The 18,131-nt window shown below is 45.4% G+C and carries 17 protein-coding genes; 7 read left to right on the forward strand and 10 right to left on the reverse strand.

The window, feature by feature from the left end:
* Nucleotides 1-27 precede the first annotated feature (27 nt).
* The gene (locus K6T22_RS03360) at nt 28-1,200 is read left to right on the forward strand and encodes a DEAD/DEAH box helicase (protein ID WP_035412637.1); all 1,173 of its coding nucleotides are present in this window, start codon (nt 28-30) and stop codon (nt 1,198-1,200) included.
* Nucleotides 1,197-1,841 carry a hypothetical protein gene (locus K6T22_RS03365; RefSeq protein ID WP_238238924.1) on the forward strand — a complete coding sequence of 215 codons (645 nt, stop codon included), beginning with the start codon at nt 1,197-1,199 and terminating at the stop codon, nt 1,839-1,841. Before K6T22_RS03360 ends, K6T22_RS03365 begins: the two co-directional genes overlap by 4 nt.
* A 57-nt stretch (nt 1,842-1,898) precedes the next feature.
* Here K6T22_RS03365 and K6T22_RS03370 read toward each other — a convergent pair whose 3' ends face one another.
* The 7 genes from K6T22_RS03370 to K6T22_RS03400 all read right to left on the reverse strand — a co-directional run bounded on the left by K6T22_RS03370 (nt 1,899) and on the right by K6T22_RS03400 (nt 9,318).
* A complete protein-coding gene (locus K6T22_RS03370; RefSeq protein ID WP_238238925.1) occupies nt 1,899-3,686 on the reverse strand; it encodes a GGDEF domain-containing protein in 1,788 nt (595 codons plus the stop codon).
* A gap of 10 nt (nt 3,687-3,696) precedes the next feature.
* Nucleotides 3,697-5,538, reverse strand: coding sequence for a GGDEF domain-containing protein (locus tag K6T22_RS03375; protein ID WP_238238926.1), 1,842 nt, complete (start codon nt 5,536-5,538; stop codon nt 3,697-3,699).
* A gap of 205 nt (nt 5,539-5,743) precedes the next feature.
* Nucleotides 5,744-7,642: an ABC-F family ATP-binding cassette domain-containing protein gene (locus K6T22_RS03380; protein ID WP_238238927.1), complete on the reverse strand. Its 1,899-nt coding sequence runs from the start codon at nt 7,640-7,642 to the stop codon at nt 5,744-5,746.
* A gap of 1 nt (nt 7,643) precedes the next feature.
* Nucleotides 7,644-8,342 carry a lysophospholipid acyltransferase family protein gene (locus K6T22_RS03385; protein WP_238238929.1) on the reverse strand — a complete coding sequence of 233 codons (699 nt, stop codon included), beginning with the start codon at nt 8,340-8,342 and terminating at the stop codon, nt 7,644-7,646.
* A gap of 79 nt (nt 8,343-8,421) precedes the next feature.
* Nucleotides 8,422-8,679 (reverse strand): hypothetical protein, encoded by a 258-nt coding sequence (locus K6T22_RS03390; protein ID WP_023467272.1) that lies wholly within the window; start codon nt 8,677-8,679, stop codon nt 8,422-8,424.
* A 38-nt stretch (nt 8,680-8,717) separates the two neighbouring features.
* Nucleotides 8,718-9,023: a hypothetical protein gene (locus K6T22_RS03395; protein ID WP_238238930.1), complete on the reverse strand. Its 306-nt coding sequence runs from the start codon at nt 9,021-9,023 to the stop codon at nt 8,718-8,720.
* A gap of 127 nt (nt 9,024-9,150) precedes the next feature.
* The gene (locus tag K6T22_RS03400) at nt 9,151-9,318 is read right to left on the reverse strand and encodes a hypothetical protein (RefSeq protein ID WP_023467274.1); all 168 of its coding nucleotides are present in this window, start codon (nt 9,316-9,318) and stop codon (nt 9,151-9,153) included.
* A gap of 233 nt (nt 9,319-9,551) precedes the next feature.
* On the opposite strand from K6T22_RS03400, the gene K6T22_RS03405 reads away from it, so the two are divergent.
* The 5 genes from K6T22_RS03405 to map all read left to right on the forward strand — a co-directional run bounded on the left by K6T22_RS03405 (nt 9,552) and on the right by map (nt 14,713).
* Nucleotides 9,552-10,406, forward strand: a complete 855-nt coding sequence (locus K6T22_RS03405) for a CvfB family protein (RefSeq protein ID WP_238238932.1) — start codon at nt 9,552-9,554, stop codon at nt 10,404-10,406.
* A 333-nt stretch (nt 10,407-10,739) separates the two neighbouring features.
* Nucleotides 10,740-12,302, forward strand: coding sequence for a degradosome RNA helicase CshA (locus K6T22_RS03410; protein ID WP_238238933.1), 1,563 nt, complete (start codon nt 10,740-10,742; stop codon nt 12,300-12,302).
* Between the two features lie 106 nt (nt 12,303-12,408).
* Nucleotides 12,409-12,675: a hypothetical protein gene (locus K6T22_RS03415; protein ID WP_023467277.1), complete on the forward strand. Its 267-nt coding sequence runs from the start codon at nt 12,409-12,411 to the stop codon at nt 12,673-12,675.
* A gap of 72 nt (nt 12,676-12,747) precedes the next feature.
* Nucleotides 12,748-13,938: an EAL-associated domain-containing protein gene (locus K6T22_RS03420; protein ID WP_238238934.1), complete on the forward strand. Its 1,191-nt coding sequence runs from the start codon at nt 12,748-12,750 to the stop codon at nt 13,936-13,938.
* A 13-nt stretch (nt 13,939-13,951) separates the two neighbouring features.
* Nucleotides 13,952-14,713 carry a type I methionyl aminopeptidase gene (gene map / locus K6T22_RS03425; RefSeq protein WP_425293145.1) on the forward strand — a complete coding sequence of 254 codons (762 nt, stop codon included), beginning with the start codon at nt 13,952-13,954 and terminating at the stop codon, nt 14,711-14,713.
* A gap of 75 nt (nt 14,714-14,788) precedes the next feature.
* Here map and menC read toward each other — a convergent pair whose 3' ends face one another.
* The 3 genes from menC to menB all read right to left on the reverse strand — a co-directional run bounded on the left by menC (nt 14,789) and on the right by menB (nt 18,125).
* Complete coding sequence (menC, locus tag K6T22_RS03430) at nt 14,789-15,859, reverse strand: o-succinylbenzoate synthase (protein ID WP_238238935.1); 1,071 nt, start codon at nt 15,857-15,859, stop codon at nt 14,789-14,791.
* Complete coding sequence (menE, locus tag K6T22_RS03435; protein WP_238238936.1) at nt 15,856-17,229, reverse strand: o-succinylbenzoate--CoA ligase; 1,374 nt, start codon at nt 17,227-17,229, stop codon at nt 15,856-15,858. The genes menC and menE overlap by 4 nt, the downstream gene beginning before the upstream one ends.
* A gap of 71 nt (nt 17,230-17,300) precedes the next feature.
* A complete protein-coding gene (gene menB, locus K6T22_RS03440; RefSeq protein ID WP_023469886.1) occupies nt 17,301-18,125 on the reverse strand; it encodes a 1,4-dihydroxy-2-naphthoyl-CoA synthase in 825 nt (274 codons plus the stop codon).
* Nucleotides 18,126-18,131: the final 6 nt, after the last annotated feature.

Here is an 18,131-nt window from a genome sequence, read left to right on the forward strand (position 1 = left end):
GGAATTAAGAGAGTAGGAGAAATCGTTATGAATTTTACAAAACCATTTTTACAAGAAGCATGGGAACGCGCACGTTTTACGGAGTTGATGCCTGTTCAAGAACAAGCGATTCCGTTGTTGCGCGAAGGAAAAGATGTCCTTGCTGAAGCGCCGACAGGAACAGGGAAGACGCTTGCCTATGTCATTCCAGCTTTAGAAAAGATTGAAGTAGAAGAACCGCACGTACAAGTCGTCATCACAGCACCCACTCGAGAACTCGTCATGCAAATCCATCAAGTCATCCAATTATTTGCCCAAGGAAGTGGCATTAAATCTGGAGCATTCATTGGTGGCGTTGAATTGAAGCGACAATATGAGCGATTGAAGAAAAAACCACAAATCATCGTTGGAACACCAGGACGTCTCGTCGAGTTGATTGACTCAAAGAAGCTGAAGATGCATAAAGTGAAGTTGATTGTCTTAGATGAAGCGGATCAAATCTATGAGAGTGGTATGAGTGACTCGGCGACACGGATCGCAAACAGTGCATTACGCGATCGTCAACTGGCATTTGTATCAGCGACATTGCCGGAACGGACAGCAGAATGGGGACGGACACTTGCGAACGACCCTGAGACGATTCGCGTCGAACGTGCCGTCAGCACACAAGTGACATTTGGTTATCTAGAGACATCACGTCGTCAGAAACCAGAGTTGTTACGTCGTCTTGCGAACATGCAAGGATCAAAAGTGCTGACATTCATCAACAATCGTTCATTCCTCGGACCATTGAATGGCGAATTAAGTAAATTCTCATTAAAGTATCGGATTCTAGACGCTGAAAAAGGGAAACGTGAGCGGATGGAGACATTACGTTCTTATAAAAAAGGGGAGTTCCCCTTACTCGTCACGACAGGTCTTGCAGCACGTGGACTTGATATCGAGGCGGTCACGCACGTCGTTCATTATGATTTGCCGGAGTCGCTTGACGATTTCGTTCACCGCTCAGGACGGACGGGACGCGGAAATGCAAACGGGATGGTGCTCGCTCTTGTAACGGATCAAGATTTAAAGCACTTAAAAACACTTGCGAAACAAATGGGCGTCGAGATGGAACCAATGGAAATTTACCGTGGAGAAGTGATTCCAAAACGTGAATTCACAGCACCACAGACGATTAAGCGACCGGCTACTCCTCACCGGAAAGGGCGATCGAAATGAAGAACGATCGAAAAGTAATTCCATTTCCGACGACGGTTTCTGAAGCGGAAATGAATGCAGCCTTGAAGAAAATGTATCAAGAGGCAGCAACAGCGCGTAGTACGGATTGGGTCGCTTTCATTGAAGAGATTGCGACGGAAGGACGTTGGTATTTAAAAGATGCTGAATTGTTCCGGGATTTGTTCGTTGACTGGGCGATCTTCTATGAGACAGATGATCAAGGGAAAACGCCTCACGGTCGTTTTCTTGAGCAAGTAAAAGAAGAGTTATCGCCTAGTCTCTATCGTGCCTTACGTGGACTAGCAGACCCAATGCCCTCATTGTTTCAGGTCGAGGCGGAGGGCGTCGTTGATTTAATGTCAAAACAAACGTATCAGACCGATTTGACTGAGATTGAAGTCGAAGTCGGTGATTTATTAGTTGGGAAACTACTCTACATTTCGGGAAAATGGCGTTTTGCGATTGCTTATATGAAGGTAGCGCGCGCATTAGTACCGGAAGTCCTTGCCTTGCTAACCGATTTCGTAGATGAAGTAGGAGAAGATGCGTTACTTCGGCAGTATCCTGAATTCTGTGCAGAGTTAATCGATTTACTCCTTGATATCGAAGAGGGCAATATCGCACCAAGACCAGAAGAATAAAACGAAAACCTAGAACAATTGACCCCAAGCGCGGTCAACTCGTTCTAGGTTTTTTTTTCATGAATCCGCTCGATATAAAGAGACGTCGTTTTTATCCCGATGTTTTACACGATACATGGCAAGATCGGCTTGTTTTAAGCATGTTTCAAGATCGGATTGATTACGTGCCGTCACACCGATGCTGGCGGAAACAAATAGGGATTGTCCTTTATAGACATAAGGGCGCCTTAAATATTGTAAGAAGGCTTTACATTTCCGACGTAAAGATAGTTCGTCATCAGCTTGCAGGAGAATCGCAAATTCATCTCCACCTAGTCGATAGACCTGTTCTAAAGCATTCGTATGATCATGTAATCGCTTCGCAACCTCAATCAATACATAATCACCGGCCTCATGACCATACGTATCATTGACTTGCTTAAAACCATCTAAATCGACCACTGCCAGATAATTCATCTCAGGTAAACGGTCTGAAAAATCTCGTTCTAAGGAACGACGGTTACCGATACTTGTCAAAGCATCATGATAAGCGTGATATTCAATTCGTTTCTGTCTGAGCTTTCGCTCGGTGACATCATGTAAAATCGTAAATCGTCCCATTGAAGTCGAAGCGATTTGAATCGGAATATCAATGATTTCATACTGTTTTTGTTGTTCATCTTCATACTCGTCAACATCTGTTTCAAGTGTCTCTAATAAGTGACGCATCGTACGAGGGACCTGTTCAATCGTCATATCGGGCAAATGAAACAAACGTTGGGCAGCTAAATTCGCATACAGAGCAGTTCCGGATTGATCAAGCCGAATCATCGGATCAGGATGACCGAGAAAGAGTGGAATCACTTGCTGTTCGCTTTCTTGAATTTGTTGTTTTCGATGCTCGATGCGTGAAGCAAGCTGTTCGTTCCGGTCGTGTAATTGAGCGACAATCAATCCATGCTGACGTGCAATCAAGATTTGTCGAATGATTAGCAAAAATAAAATGATAAAGATATCGAGCTTCCCGCCTTCTTGTTCGACCATGTAATGGATAAATAAAGGAACCGCTAGTAAAGGGAGCCATGAGCGGGGGATGACCGTCGTTCGGATGGTTCCTTCTTCAATATGATCAACGTGCCATAAAATCGCTGCACTTTGCGCCAACCGGATCAATATCGGGAAAAACAACAGATAATTCGCTGAGAAATCTGGGAAATAGACACTTGAGACTTCATAGATGCCGCGAATGAAAATCGATAAAAACAATAAAAACAATGTCATCCGTGATACCCAGTGTGTTTCTTGAATGAATGTAAAATAGAAGAAGACAAATAAACCGAGTGACGTGTTCGTAATGACGATGATGGCGTAAGGGACAGTTTGCAGCCCCGGATTCGTCAGTTCATTGAGAACGTGAAACGCAACGAGTCCAATAAATACGACGATGATCGCAGCATCGACGAAAGCAAGCACGTGTTGTCCGAGCGTTCGTTTTGTGATGATCCGGTAAAAGATCGCGTATAAAAATACATAATGCGATATCGAAAACAAAACCAGACTGTAGACAGCGGGAACGGAAATGCTTGAATCAAAAAAACGTAATGTCTCAAGAACGGAACCGATGCAGGATAAAACTAACGAGCCTAAAGCAATCAGCCAGAACTTGCGTCTTGGTACAACCAATGTTTGCTCCTTACGATAAGCCGTAAGAATGAAGTAAGCAATCAATCCAAGTGATATATACTGAAGTACTTGTTCGACGATCCGGTTAGAAATAGAGGGAGTCCATGTAGCAAGGATCATTAAGGCGAATGAGATGACGAGCATGGCAGGGAACCAACGGATGAAATAGGTCGATTTAAGCACGGGATCCCTCCTATCGTTTGATGTGGGCAGCGAATATATAATTATTTTTTTCGGTTTTTTTGATATGGTACATGGCTTCGTCTGCCCGAATTAATAACTGTTCTGAGCTCTTACCATCTTCAGGATATAAGGATATGCCAATGGATGGTGTGACACGAAGCGTATACGTTTGGATATAGAATGGATGATTCAGCACTTCGAGAACGTGTTCGGCAAACTGTCGTGTTTCCGAAGCAGATGCCTGAATAAAGATCAAGAATTCATCTCCACCCAGACGTGCGACGAGATCAGTTGTCGTCGTCATCGATTGAAGACGCGTTGCCGTTTCTTGTAACAGTAAATCACCGACATCATGTCCATAGGTGTCATTGATTTGTTTGAAACCGTCCAAATCAATGAATAATAAGGATCCATGATCTAACATCGGAAGAGTCAGATAAAGTTGTTCCTCGAAGTAACGACGGTTTGGCAAGCGAGTGAGTGAATCATGATACCCCATACGTTCTAGCCATACTTCCTGCTGATAGTCTTCCGTGACATCTGCTAAGATGACGAAATAACGTTGCTGATGTGGAATATCGATGATAGTCGTATTCAAAAAGGTTTCTGGATGTTCCTCCGTAGCAGGTACATGTAGTAGATGAGCGGGATAGACCAATTGTTCTTGTTGAAGCAATGGGATGAGCCGATCAAGTTGTAGGCGTTGAGTCGGTCCAAGCGGTAAATCATTCCATCCTGCCACTGTAGCAGCTGGATTAACGGATCGGATTTGATACGTTGCATCGATTTCAAGAACAACTTCTGGATAAGACAGGAAAAGCGATGTCAGTTCCTTTTCTCGTAACTGTAAAAGTGCTGTTTTTTGATGGACGATGTCTTCTAGATTCGTTTGCAGTGCCGTTGTTTCCTGTAACAATCGAAGATTTTCCCGATAAGAGAAAAGCTGACGTGTTAAAAATAATAAAAACGTAATACCGACAGACAATAAGAAGAAGGTTCGAGAGACAGGGAAGAACGTGATATAAAGAATCAGCGCAGATAATAAGATATAAACCATCAGTGAACGCATAAGTGTTTCGACCCGAATGAGATTAGCTTGTTGCTCACGACTGATGGGAAGAGCACGCGTGTTCATGAAGGCGAGGATGAACAGACCGCTGAGTGGATATAGCGGAAGCAATTGACCCGCTATTTGTGGTTCGCCGTTCAATAACAATGTATAAAAGACGAAGTTCGTCATACCTAGAATGAACGTTCCGAGTACGAGAAAGATGAATCCTGCTCGTGATACGTTTCGTTTGAGTCCGGAAACATAAAGCAAGAAAAAGAACAGCGTCAATAGAATCGTCAAGAAAGCATAAAATGTCCAACTGACCTGTTCGAGCATCGTTCGCGTGTAAGAAGGAACGAAACGGAAAATGGCGATGTATCCAGCAATCATCGATACGGTGAACAATGTTAAAGAATCGAGAATCAATAACTTTTGTTTTTTAAATAAAGACAAGTCCAATTGTCGAAAAAAGAAAATGACCATCATCGTCAAGTGGATCGTATAAGGTAGATCGAGCAAGACGTTCAGATTAATCGATTCCCATTGTAAGAGACGTCCGAACATATTGAGTAAATCACCTAAAAAATACGAAAAGAAGGCAATTGATAGCCATTTGTATGGTAGGGAAGTTTGTTTAAAAACACTAGATCGGCTAAGTAAGAAAATCACGAAAGAACCGGTCAAACTAACGACTGCCGAAAGTTGTAACGAGCGGTCTTGTGGTAATAGCCAGAGCAAGATGTACGTAACGACTAAGTAGAATGCGACGGTAGGGTAGATGTTTTGAACGATCCGTTTCACCGGAACTCCTCCTTTCGCAAGCCTTTCTCAAAAATGAAATATGCTATACCATTACCCGATATCTAGTATGAATTCACATTTATTTTCATATTCAAAATGGAATGGAGAAATCGTTCCCATTTTATGAAATAAGCGGAGTTCTTCATTAAGAAGAACTCCGCTTATTCATATCACTGATTAGAAAGAAGAACTCCGCTTATTCATATCACTGATTAGATTGACGATATGTCTCGAATGCCTCGATTTTTTCAGATAGATACGTCCAATATTCCATTCGTTCGTCCAGTGTTGCTTTAGTCTTCTCGATGGATTGATACAATTCATTGACCTTTCCAAGATCGCTTCCCGCCGAAGCAAGTTCAGCTTCTAATTGCTCTAGTTCGGTTTCACTCTCTTCGATTTGTTGTTCAATGATTTCCCAATCCTGTTGTTCTTGATAGCTTAATTTCTTCGGTGCCTCTACTTTTGGTTGAGCAACTGAAACGGTTTTTTCAACAACTACTGAAGGAGTAGGTGTCGTGATTTGCTCGAGATAGTCTGTATATTGTCCGTAATAAAAGACGATATTCCCGTCTTCAAATGCAATCAAGCGATCGACGACCCGGTCGAGGAAGTAGCGATCGTGGCTGACCGTGATGACGGTGCCAGGGAATGATTCTAAATAGTCTTCGAGTACCGATAACGTCTCGGTATCCAAGTCGTTCGTCGGCTCATCGAGGAAGAGGACGTTTGGTTCTTCCATCAAAATCGTCAACAATTTCAGACGGCGTTTTTCGCCACCGGATAGCTTACCGATTTGCTTGTACTGTGCTTCTGGCTTAAAGAGGAATTGCTCGAGCATCTGACTAGCTGTAATCTCCTCGCCAGCAAGAGTCGTAATGACTTTTGCGATGCGTTCGACTTCATCGATGACGCGTCGTTCTGGATGCGCGAATTCAGCAAATTGACCATAAAAACCGATTTTCACTGTTTCGCCGTGAATGATCTCGCCGGTTGTTGGCTCTAAACGTTTCGCGAGGATGGAAAGGAGCGTTGATTTCCCGCTGCCGTTCCGTCCAACGATGCCATATCGTTCTTTCCGTCCAATCAGAGCATTGAACGACTCAAACAGCGTTCGTTCGCCAAATCGATGCGAGACGTCATGCGCTTCAATGACTTTCTTACCAAGGCGGGTCGACCCAACTTGTACTTCAAGTGTCGACTCTTCTTCCTCGTACGAGAGATCCTGCAAGGCATCAACGCGCTGGATCCGAGCTTTTTGTTTCGTCGTCCGTGCTTTTGCTCCGCGGCGTAACCAAGCGAGTTCACGACGTAGGATATTTTGACGCTTTTCTTCCATAGAAGCAGTTCGTTCGCGACGTTCGGCACGTTTTTCAAGAAACGATTCATAGTTTCCGACGTAGAAGTATGCCGTACCGTTTGCAATTTCCATCATATGGTTCGTCACGCGATTCAAGAAATAGCGGTCGTGGGTAATCAGTAAGATAGCGCCACGGTATTCCTTGATTTGTGTCTCAAGCCAGCTGATCGTCTCAGCATCGAGTTCGTTCGTCGGCTCATCAAGTAACAGGAGATCGGCTTCGTCGAGCAACGCTTCCGCGAGTCCGACACGTTTCCGTTGTCCTCCGGAAAGAGAACCAATCAACGCGTTCAAGTCGAGAATACCGAGTTTGTTTAAAATCATTTTTAAGCGCGATTCCGTGTCCCAAGCTTGCGCAGCATCGACTTCAGTTTGAGCGGTGATGAAGCGGTTAAGCAACGTCTCGCTCGTTGGATCCTGTTCGAGTGCTAGCCGCGCCGTTTCATAGTGTCGTAATGCGTTGATCGTTGGTGTGTCACCTGATAGCAAGACTTCCATGACCGTTTGATCTTCCGGATAATCCGTCGTTTGCGACAGCAAACGGATACGATAATCATTCGGGTGATGGATCGTACCGGTGTCAGATGTCTCTTTACCTGCCAATATATGCAGGAGTGTCGACTTACCAGTACCGTTGACACCAATGATACCGATTCGATCACCAGGCGAGACGGAAAATGTGACATCTTCGAAGACGACTTTATCAGCAAATTCTTTTTTTAAATTTTCTACTTTCATTAACATATTAGACACCTTCTACAATCTGTTTGATTTGATGTTCGACCGTTTGGACGAGTTCTTTCTGTGTCATCGTGCTTGGATCAATCGACGGTAAAATCGTGACTTCGACTGTAGCGGGACGAATCTTACCCGTCTCTTCCATGACACGATAACTACCTGAGATTGCGACTGGTACGACACGAGCACCACTTGAGGTCGCGAGCGTAAAACTGCCCGCTTTGAATTCTGCCATCGGCCCACCTTTTGAACGTGTTCCTTCAGGGAAGATGATCATTGATTGTCCATCCTTGATCGTGTCGACACCAGAACGAATCGCTTTTAGGGATTGACGTCGGTCTTTTCGGTCAATCATGACACACCCCATCAAATTCATCCAAACATTGACGATCGGGATTTTATTCACTTCGATTTTTGAGATGAATGCTTTAGGTTTGTCGATTTTTCCAAGTAGAATCGGGACGTCAAAGTTCCCTTGGTGATTCGAGATGAAAACGACAGGCTCATTTGCCGGTATGTGTTCACGACCCGTCACATTGACACGGACACCAGCGAGTCGGAGGAGAGAGTTTGCCCATGCGCTTGCTACGCGCTGGACGAATGCATAGCGTGCGAGGTGAGTTCGACGTTTTGCACCAGGTAAAAACGGTAAGGTACAGGGTAAGACAAGTCCAAAATAAATGAACCAAATGACAGTACGTATCATGGTGAAGTAACAGCTCCTTTTTTTCGTTGCTGATGTTATTGTACAAAAAAAGACCGGGTGTCGCACCCAGTCTGCGTGATTATTCCCAGTAACGAGGCTCAGATTCCTCTTCGCTTTCTCCTAGTTCGAAAGTAAGGCGACGTGTTGTTGGATCAACGGAGAACGTAGCGTTCGTATTGTCGATCTGTTTGATCTCCATCGTCTCCTCATCCAAAATGAGAGTCAAGCGGACCTTATCTTCGTGATCTACGAGCAGTACGCCATCTTCCTTCAACCATAAATCGATGACAGGTGAGTAGCGAAGTGTCCAACCGTTTGATAAAGGGATTTCGTTCATAATGAATCTGTTCCTCCTAGATGATGAAATCGTGTTCTTTACTTATCATGCTGGTCTGTCGCGGAGAATGCAAGTGGTGTGCTGGAATCTTGATGAGGATACGAGACTTGATAAGAAAGTTCGCGTTTTTTCATCCGTTCGTACTGTTTTTTGACACGACGGTGTTGGATATATTCAATATAAGTGAGATAGGAAGTGCGAATCAACTGACGGATCGATGATAACGATAGGCAAATCGCTAACGTAAAGACAAACACACCAATCGAACTTGTGTAATAGCCGGTGACAAAGCTTAAATATGTAGTGATGAGACCCGCAATCGTCGTGAATAAGTAGAAGAGCACGTCCGTTTCCTCCTCGAAAATTAAAATAATGGTATGTTCATTACAATTCGAGGTAAGTCATGATTTTCCTTTATCGTCCTGTAAATGTTCGGAAAAAATAAAAAAATCCACACGGAAGGTGTAGATTTTAAGGGCGATCAATTTGCTGAAGCGCTGGTGTCTTCGGTGTCATATCCGTACTGTTTGATCCTTCTGCAAAGACGATTCCAATCGTAGCAAGGAACGCAAAAAATGCAAAAACCAATGTTTTCGTGAAGCGTCGTGCGAACGAACGCGATTGAATGTTATGAAACATTTTTATCCCCCATATTTACCTAAACTAAACCTTCTTTTTCCTGTTATTTAATCATATATCTTTTTTTCAAAAAAATCACGCAAATGTGTTCCGTTCACAAATATGTCACATCTGGCACTATGTGGTCGATATCAGAGGTGAACGAAAAAAGAGTATAGTATGGTAGGGAAAGAACAGCAGAACGATTCGAGGTGACTTGAATCGATTCAAACACAGAGAGGAGATGACCCGAAATGGGATTACGCGCAGGACAGGTTGTCACATTAAAAGTAGAACGCGAAGCAGAGTTCGGAGTGTTTTTGACAGATGGGAACGAAGATGTGTTGTTGCATAACAATGAACAAACACAGAAAGTAACTCTTGATGATGAAGTAGAAGTCTTCTTGTATCAAGACAATGAAGGGCGTCTAGCATCATCGATGACGATTCCAGAAGCTTCATTTGAAGATTACGTCAAGACGACGATCAATGGGACACGCTATAACACAGGAGTATTCGCAAATATCGGCATTCAAAAAGACGTACTCGTCTCACTTGACGATTTACCGCAACGACGGATGTTCTGGCCAGAAGAAGGCGATCAACTCTTCATTCGTCTAAAACATGACCAGAAGCTTCGGTTACTCGGAGATCCTGCACCATATGCTTACTTCAACTTACGTGCAAAGCCGGCACCAGAAGAGTGGAATAACATGGACGTAGAAGGTCTCGTCTTCTCACAACGCGAACCAGGCGTTAATGTCTGGGTCAACGATCAGTCGATCGGATTCTTGCATGAACGCGAGATGGAACGTTGGCCGCGTCTTGGAGAAGTCTTGAAATTACGAGTGACAAATGTAAAACCAGATGGTACAGTATTACTTTCAGCACGACCACGTGCCTTTGAAGCCATTGATACAGACGCGGAGTTGATTTTGAACCATCTACTTGAACATGATGGTCAGATGCCGTATGGTGATAAGACAGCTCCCGAGACGATAGACGAAGTATTCGGTCTCAGTAAGGCAGCATTCAAACGAGCGCTCGGTCGCCTGTTGAAAGATAAAAAAATAGAAAAAAATGAAACGGGTATTCGGTTGACGAAATAATCAAGCCGAGTAAGCCTGCGTTTCGAATAGATAGTAAGGAATTCATCATTTTGGTGGTTGCGGCTGGTTTGATTACCGGCGACCATTTACTGAATATACCCCATCACTAGTGGGGGCACGCGATGACGTTTCATCGCACGGTCCGGGCTTTTCGCCTTTCCCTCGCCCTTATGGCAACGATTATGATGGTGACTTCCCTAAACATTATTATAAAAGAAACCACTCTATCTTTATGTGATAGATTCTGTTATAATAGGTAGTCGATTGTATTCGTTACGGTAGCGTCTGTTTAGTGGCAGACGCTTTTCATATGACAAAGGAGAGTATTTAGCATTGACAACATTTCGTGAATTAAATCTTAGTGAGGCACTTATCAAAGGTGTCCTAAAAATGGGCTTTGAAGAAGCAACACCAATCCAGGCGGAAACTATTCCTGTCGGACTCAGCGGCGTTGACTTAATCGGTCAAGCACAAACAGGTACAGGTAAAACAGCAGCATTCGGTATCCCAACAATCGAGCGTCTTGACGCGAAATCACGCCACATCCAAGCGTTGATTCTTGCTCCAACACGTGAACTTGCAATCCAAGTAGCAGAAGAATTGAACCGGATCGGTGAAGTAAAACGTGTTCATGCACTTCCTGTTTACGGTGGTCAGCAAATCGATCGTCAGATCCGCGCACTTCGCAAAAATCCACAAATCGTCGTTGCAACACCAGGGCGTTTGATGGACCACATGAACCGTAAAACGTTGAACCTCGATCACGTTCAAACGGTCATCCTTGATGAAGCAGATGAGATGTTGAACATGGGATTCGTCGAAGATATCGAGAAAATCCTCGGTGCACTTCCTGAAACGCGTCAAACACTCTTATTCTCAGCAACGATGCCACCACAAATTCGTAAAATCGCAGATCGTTTCATGACGACTCCGACACACATCAAAGTCAAAGCGAAAGAAATGACAGTTGAAAACATCGACCAGTCATTCATCGAATTAAAAGAAAGCCAAAAATTCGACGTTCTTTGCCGTTTGATCGACACGGATTCTCCGGAACTCTCAATCATCTTCGGTCGTACGAAAAAACGTGTTGATGAGATGACTGAAGGCTTGATCCAACGTGGATACACAGCTGACGGTTTACACGGTGACTTAACACAAGCAAAACGTGACCAAGTCATCCGTCGTTTCAAAAAAGGAACGATCGATATCCTCGTCGCAACAGACGTTGCAGCACGTGGTCTTGACATCTCTGGTGTCACGCACGTCTACAACTTCGACGTCCCACAAGATCCAGAAAGCTACGTTCACCGTATCGGTCGTACGGGACGCGCTGGTAAAACAGGATCGGCTGTCACGTTCGTTACACCACGTGAATTCGGTCAAATCAAGACAATCGAACGTGTCACGAACAAAAAAATGTCACGTCGTCATGCGCCAACACTTGACGAAATCTTAGAAGGCAACTTGAAGCTTGCTGCACAAGAACTCATCAAACGCGTTGAAGCAAAAAATTCACAAGAATATACGACACTTGCACAAGAACTCTTAGAAGAGTACGAAGCAGTGGAACTTCTTTCAGCAGCACTTAAAGGATTGACGAAAGAGCCGGATGCAACACCAGTCCAAATCTCCTCGATCGAACCAATCCGCGTAAAACGTTTCGGTAGCAACGGTGGTGGAAACCGTCGTCCTTACGGAAACAAAGGTGGAAGTGGAAGCGGCAACCGCAGTGGCGGATACCGTGGAAACAACCCACGTAGCGGTGGCGAACGTCGTGAAGGTGGTCGTCCATCTTCTTCATCAGATCGTCGTGAAGGCGGTTATGCTGGACGTAGCAACCGTAGCGAAAGCGATCGTAACCGTGGCGGACGCAAACCACGTTTTGAAAAGTAAACGATTCGAACCGATTTGTCACAGACAAGTCGGTTCTTTTTTATGATTTATCTAAGCGGTCATGATAAAATGAGCCATGAACGATAGGGAGAGGGCTGAATCATTCGTGTATACCATTTATGTAGCAGCATCCGTCTGTCTCGTTGCACTGATCGTCGCAACGAAAAAGATTTGTGAGCGGACGACAAAAGGACATTTTCGTTATATTCCGTTAGCGACCTTATTATTTGGCGGCATCATTTTTCTTGTGCTCGCCATCGGTAAGGGAGGAGCCGTCGGAATTCAATATGGTGTCTTGAGTATCATCTATTTGACGGCGACATTCGGTGTGTACTTGTATATCGCATTGCGGAAAGATACGACGTTATCGTAAAACAGGGGCTCTCTCGTTACAGAGAGACCCTTTTTTTGTTAAGATAGAACAAGAGTACAAGGGGGGAATAGAATGGATGCATTAGATGTCATCGTTCATCCCGAAGAGATAGAGGCGTGGTTTCAACCGATCGTAGGCGCTGCCCCTTTTAAGGTGGAAGGGTATGAAATCCAGTCCCATTTTCGTGGAGAACCGTTAAAACCATTTTTTCAGGAAGATGATGTTCCGATCGAGTATCAACTCGAAGTGATGGGACATGTCGTCCGTCAAGCATTCCAAAAAGTACCCTCCGATGCACAAGCATTCATCCTGATCCGTTGTCGTCCAGCCTGGCTGTTTGAAAACGGCGGTGAGGATTTCTTGCATGTCTTGCGGACGGTCGACTCGTCGTTTCCAAAAGAGCGGATGTACGTTACTTTGACGGATGTCCAAGTCGATGACTTTGATCGCCTAGGTCGGATCGTTGCCTACTACCAGAACTCTGGACTGAAGGTAGCGCTGGACCGTGCCGAAGCAACGAGTCTCGAACGGGTCTTTTCGATGTCACCGGATATGTTGATCGTCGATTTATCCTCAATGATTGAGAAGAAGACCGTCTCAGCGACGTATCCGCATCTCTTACAAACGATGGAGCATCTCTGTGACCAACTTGGAGCACCACTTTTGTATAAGAACATTAGTCATTTAGGACAACTTCGGTATGCGTGGCAACACGGAGGACGTTACTATATGGGGAATTTACTTGGGGAAGCATCACCTGATTGGGTCATGACTTGTCCAGGGATGGAGATTTTGATCCATGAAGTTCCGATGTTCTATAAATACGATCGTGAACAAATGAATCGATTGTTCCAACTAGAGCAAGACTGGACAGTTCGTTTTAACGAATACTGCCAATCATTAAAATCAGAACAGGATCTCGATGAATGGTTGATGATGCTTGCGCGGAAGATGGAACCAGAGTTCATTCGTTTTTACATTACGGATGCAAATGGATTCCAACAATCCTCGAACGTCAGTAAAAAGAGTGGAGAATGGAGACTGTATTCCTTCTACAAAGGATACAACTGGAGTTTCCGTCCTTACTTCATTCGGACGACCGTAGCGATGGAACGACGTCACAGCGGGTATTTGTCGGAACGGTACGTCGACTTCAGTTCGAGTGAACAAACGCGGACATTTAGTATGCCGCTCAGTAATGGAATGTTCTTATTTGCGGATATTTCCGCAGATTATCTATATCAAGAACGATTGAGTGAATGAGGAGGAAATGAAAGTGTTAGATTATGATTATGAAGCATTACGAGAAATTGGACGAATCGTCGCCATGGCGCGCGATGAGATGGCAGACGCTGTCAAACCAGGAATCACGACAAAAGAACTTGACGAAATCGGTGCACGTATCCTGAAAGAACAGGGTGCAGAGTCTGCTCCGATCGTCATGTACGATTTCCCAGGAGCGACATGTATCAGTGTCAATGATATCGCGGCACACGGTATTCCTGGTAAATACGTCATTCAAGAAGGAGATATCGTCAATGTTGATGTCTCAGCTGTGAAAAATGGCTATTACTCAGATACAGGAAAGACGGTCATTGCAGGAGAAGCAAAACGTCCGGAAGATGTCCGACTCGTTGAAGTATCTTTGACGGCGCTCGAAAAAGGACTCGAGAAAGTCAAAGCCGGAACGAAGGTCAATCAAATCGGAAAAGCGATTTATGCTGAAACACGTAAGAGTGGTTTTACTGTCATTCGTAACTTAGCAGGGCATGGTCTTGGGAAGACACTTCATGGTGAGCCGGAATCGATTTCAAACTACTTCAATCGTGAAGAGAACGATCTGTTGAAGGAAGGACAAGTCATCGCTGTCGAGACATTCATTTCGACAGGAGACGAGTTCTGTATCGAAGATGAGCGGGATGGTTGGACGTTATACACACCAAACCGGAGTCTTGTCTCACAATTCGAACATACCGTTGTCGTCTTAAAAGATGGTTATGAGATTTTGACGAAGGTTGAAGGAAAAGAATCTTTCTAAGAGAAGCTCTTAGTAAAACACGAGAAGAGGCAATGGACACCGATCCGTTGCCTCTTCTTCGCTGTGAATTCTTTTTTACAAAAAAATCTGGGACGTTGCCAGTTTGGTTAACTGTGTTTCAGATACAGCCGAGGCTGTATAGCGAATGTGTCCATGTTCAACATGGTAAGGGATCTCGAGCAAATCTTCTTCAAAATAATCAGCAGTACTTGCCATATCAATCGGATAAGCGAGACCGGGAAGTGTCGCGAAGGCAAGTGTTTGACGACGTCCGATGCCGCTCTCAAACATCCCACCGAGCCAGTAGGGAGCCTTCGTTCGAAGCGATAAAGCATTCGTTAGTCCACCGACACGTGCCGGTTTGATGTTTAAAATCTGACCAGCCTGCGTCATCTTCATCAAATCAGCATCTGCTGGAGCAACGATGGATTCATCAAGACAAATCGGTGTCTTCAAAAGTGTTGCGAGACGTTGATGTCCGGACCAATCAGATGCTGCGAGCGGTTGTTCCATCATCACTAAACCGAATGAATCCCAGTGTTGTAAGAGAGGGAAGTCTGCCTCAGTGAAGCTGCCATTTGCATCAAACATTAAAGGCGCATCAGGAAAAGCAGAGCGAACCTGTTCGAGCACTGCCGTGTCTGTCGGGGCGAGCTTCAGCTTGATCCGTCCATATCCGGAGGCAACGGCTTGACCGACAGCCTCGATCGTTTGTTTTGCTGATGCCCGTCCGAGTGCTTTCCCACAAGGAACGAGGGCTGACTCGTCACCTCCGAGGTACGTAGCAAGCGATTGCCCGGCAGCTGCTGCAAATAACTCATAGACTGCCCCTTCGAACATCGCCTTTGCCATCGGGTTACCTTGCACGATACGGAAGCGATCCGTGACGTCAGCTGGATGATGGAGTGGTGGTTCGAGCAACTCATAAAGTAACTGTGCGATTCCTTGGAGGGAATGTTGTGTTTCAGATGTATACCATGGTGTATCGAACGCGACACCTTCCCCGTAACCAATTCGTCCTTCTGAATCGGTTAGGCGTAGAATCGTCGTGCGGCGAACCGTCAATGTTGAGAGGGCGGTTTGCATCGGACGACGAAAGACGAGTGGAACATCAAACAATTCAGCGGAACGTAGCGTGATACTCATAACGACTCTTTCAGTTGCTTACGAAGCAACTTACCGTTCGCATTGCGTGGTAAAGCGCTGTGATAAATGTAATCGACCGGACATTTATATTTAGCGAGCAATTGACTGATCTCGGTTCGGACGGTTGTCTCGTCAAGACTACTGACGATGAAGGCGACCGGCACCTGTCCCCATGTTGCGTCAAACCGTCCGACGACACCTGCTTCTTGAATACCATTGATTGAGAGGAGCGCTGATTCGACCTCAGCCGGATAGATATTCTCACCACCTGAGATGATGAGATCACTGCGACGATCGAGCACATAGAGGTATCCATCGGCGTCGAGACGACCTAAGTCACCAGTCTTGAAAAATCCGTCTGCCGTAAAGGCATTTACCGTTTTCTCTTCATCATGAAAATAGCCTTTCATGATCGTTGGTCCTTTGACTTCGATTTCTTGATGACGCGTAATACGAATTTGTGTCGGATGAATGGCTTGTCCGGCCGATCCGATTTTTCGCAAGGCATCCTCAGGCAAGAGAGTTGCGATTTGAGAAGCCGTTTCCGTCATACCATACGTCTGCATGACAGGGATATTTCGATCTAGGGCTCGCGTCAGAATTGGTAAAGGGACAGGTCCGCCTCCGGTTAATACGACGCGGAGTGAATGCCGACGAAGTCCAGCTTCGAGCAATCGGTCAAGCATGATGGAGACGAGTGAGACATGTGTGACCCGTTCCGTCGTAATCCAGTGTAAAGCACGTTCTGGTGAAAAATGTGGCTCAAGAATGATTGGTACCCCGTAGATAACTGCTCGATAGACAACGGCTAGCCCGCTCATATGGAACAGCGGTGTGACGATCAAAAAACGATCTTCCGGAAGTGATCCAATGTGACGCGCAGCATTCGTCGCACTCGAGAAATGATTCAACATCGTTTGTTCGACCGCTTTTGGATGTCCGGTCGTACCACTCGTAAAGAGCATGGATTGGACGTATTGCTTGGGCATATGGCGTATTAATAGGTCGGGGGCTTCCTTTTCATAGGAAAAAGAGCGACACGGAATCGCTGTATCGAGTGCCCGGTCCGTCACGACGAGTCGTACATCTGCTTGTTCGAATTGGCGTAGAACTTCTGTCTGCGTCAAACGCGTATTGATTGGGACGACGGTCAATTCGAGCAATTGAGCCGCGTGAAGTGCGACGATGTAACGCGCACTCGAGGGACCATAAAGGGCGATCCGATCTCCGCGTGTTACGATTGTCGCCCAAGTACTCGCTAAGCGATGCGCGCGGGCATAGAGTTCGGACCACGACCAGCGCTCGGTCTCCGTAATGAGCGCAAGATCATCTGGTTGTTCTTTTGCCCGTGTATAGATCCAAGGATACAAAATAATCACTTCCTTTGTGATGAATATACGAAAAAGGTTCAACGTCATAAGACGATTGAACCTTCTTTTCATTATGGGAAACGTGGAAACTGTCCGAAGTCAGGATTGCGTTTTTCTTTGAACGCATCGCGTCCTTCTTTTGCTTCGTCTGTTGTATAGTACAGCAATGTTGCATCTCCTGCGAGTTGCTGGATCCCTGCAAGACCGTCTGAATCAGCATTGAATGCCGCTTTGAGGAAACGAAGAGCAGTTGGTGAATGTTGAAGAATTTCAGCACACCATTGAATCGTTTCTTGCTCGAGATCTGCAAGTGGAACGACCGTGTTGACGAGTCCCATATCGAGTGCTTGCTGCGCGTCATATTGACGGCAGAGGTACCAGATTTCACGCGCTTTCTTGTGTCCAACGACGCGTGCGAGGTAACCAGAGCCATATCCAGCATCGAATGAACCGACTTTTGGACCTGTTTGCCCGAAGCGGGCGTTGTCTGCAGCGATCGTCAAGTCACACACGAGGTGAAGGACGTGTCCGCCGCCGATTGCATAACCTGCAACCATTGCGATGACTGGTTTCGGGATGACACGAATCAAACGTTGAAGATCAAGGACGTTCAAGCGTGGAATTTCGTCGTCGCCGACATATCCACCATGTCCACGTACCTTTTGGTCTCCACCAGAACAGAATGCGAGATCGCCTTCACCTGTTAAGATGATGACGCCAACGTTTTGATCGTCACGTGCGCGTGAAAATGCGTCGATGAGTTCGTGGACCGTGTGTGGTCGGAACGCGTTGCGAACTTCTGGACGGTTGATCGTGATTTTCGCGATGCCGTTCCATTGTTCATATTTGATGTCTTCATAGCTACGGGCTGATACCCATTCCGGAGCGTATTTCATTTGAAT

The sequence above is a fragment of the Exiguobacterium acetylicum genome, assembly GCF_022170825.1.
Lineage (GTDB): Bacteria > Bacillota > Bacilli > Exiguobacteriales > Exiguobacteriaceae > Exiguobacterium_A > Exiguobacterium_A acetylicum_B.

Excerpts from the sequence above, each read along its gene's own strand:
- K6T22_RS03380 (WP_238238927.1), bottom strand. The coding sequence starts at position 7,642 with ATGTTAATGAAAGTAGAAAATTTAAAAAAAGAATTTGCTGATAAAGTC.
- K6T22_RS03365 (WP_238238924.1), top strand. The coding sequence starts at position 1,197 with ATGAAGAACGATCGAAAAGTAATTCCATTTCCGACGACGGTTTCTGAA.
- K6T22_RS03405 (WP_238238932.1), top strand. The coding sequence starts at position 9,552 with ATGGGATTACGCGCAGGACAGGTTGTCACATTAAAAGTAGAACGCGAA.
- K6T22_RS03390 (WP_023467272.1), bottom strand. The coding sequence starts at position 8,679 with ATGAACGAAATCCCTTTATCAAACGGTTGGACACTTCGCTACTCACCT.
- K6T22_RS03385 (WP_238238929.1), bottom strand. The coding sequence starts at position 8,342 with ATGATACGTACTGTCATTTGGTTCATTTATTTTGGACTTGTCTTACCC.
- K6T22_RS03400 (WP_023467274.1), bottom strand. The coding sequence starts at position 9,318 with ATGTTTCATAACATTCAATCGCGTTCGTTCGCACGACGCTTCACGAAA.
- K6T22_RS03420 (WP_238238934.1), top strand. The coding sequence starts at position 12,748 with ATGGATGCATTAGATGTCATCGTTCATCCCGAAGAGATAGAGGCGTGG.
- K6T22_RS03360 (WP_035412637.1), top strand. The coding sequence starts at position 28 with ATGAATTTTACAAAACCATTTTTACAAGAAGCATGGGAACGCGCACGT.
- menB (WP_023469886.1), bottom strand. The coding sequence starts at position 18,125 with ATGAAATACGCTCCGGAATGGGTATCAGCCCGTAGCTATGAAGACATC.
- menC (WP_238238935.1), bottom strand. The coding sequence starts at position 15,859 with ATGAGTATCACGCTACGTTCCGCTGAATTGTTTGATGTTCCACTCGTC.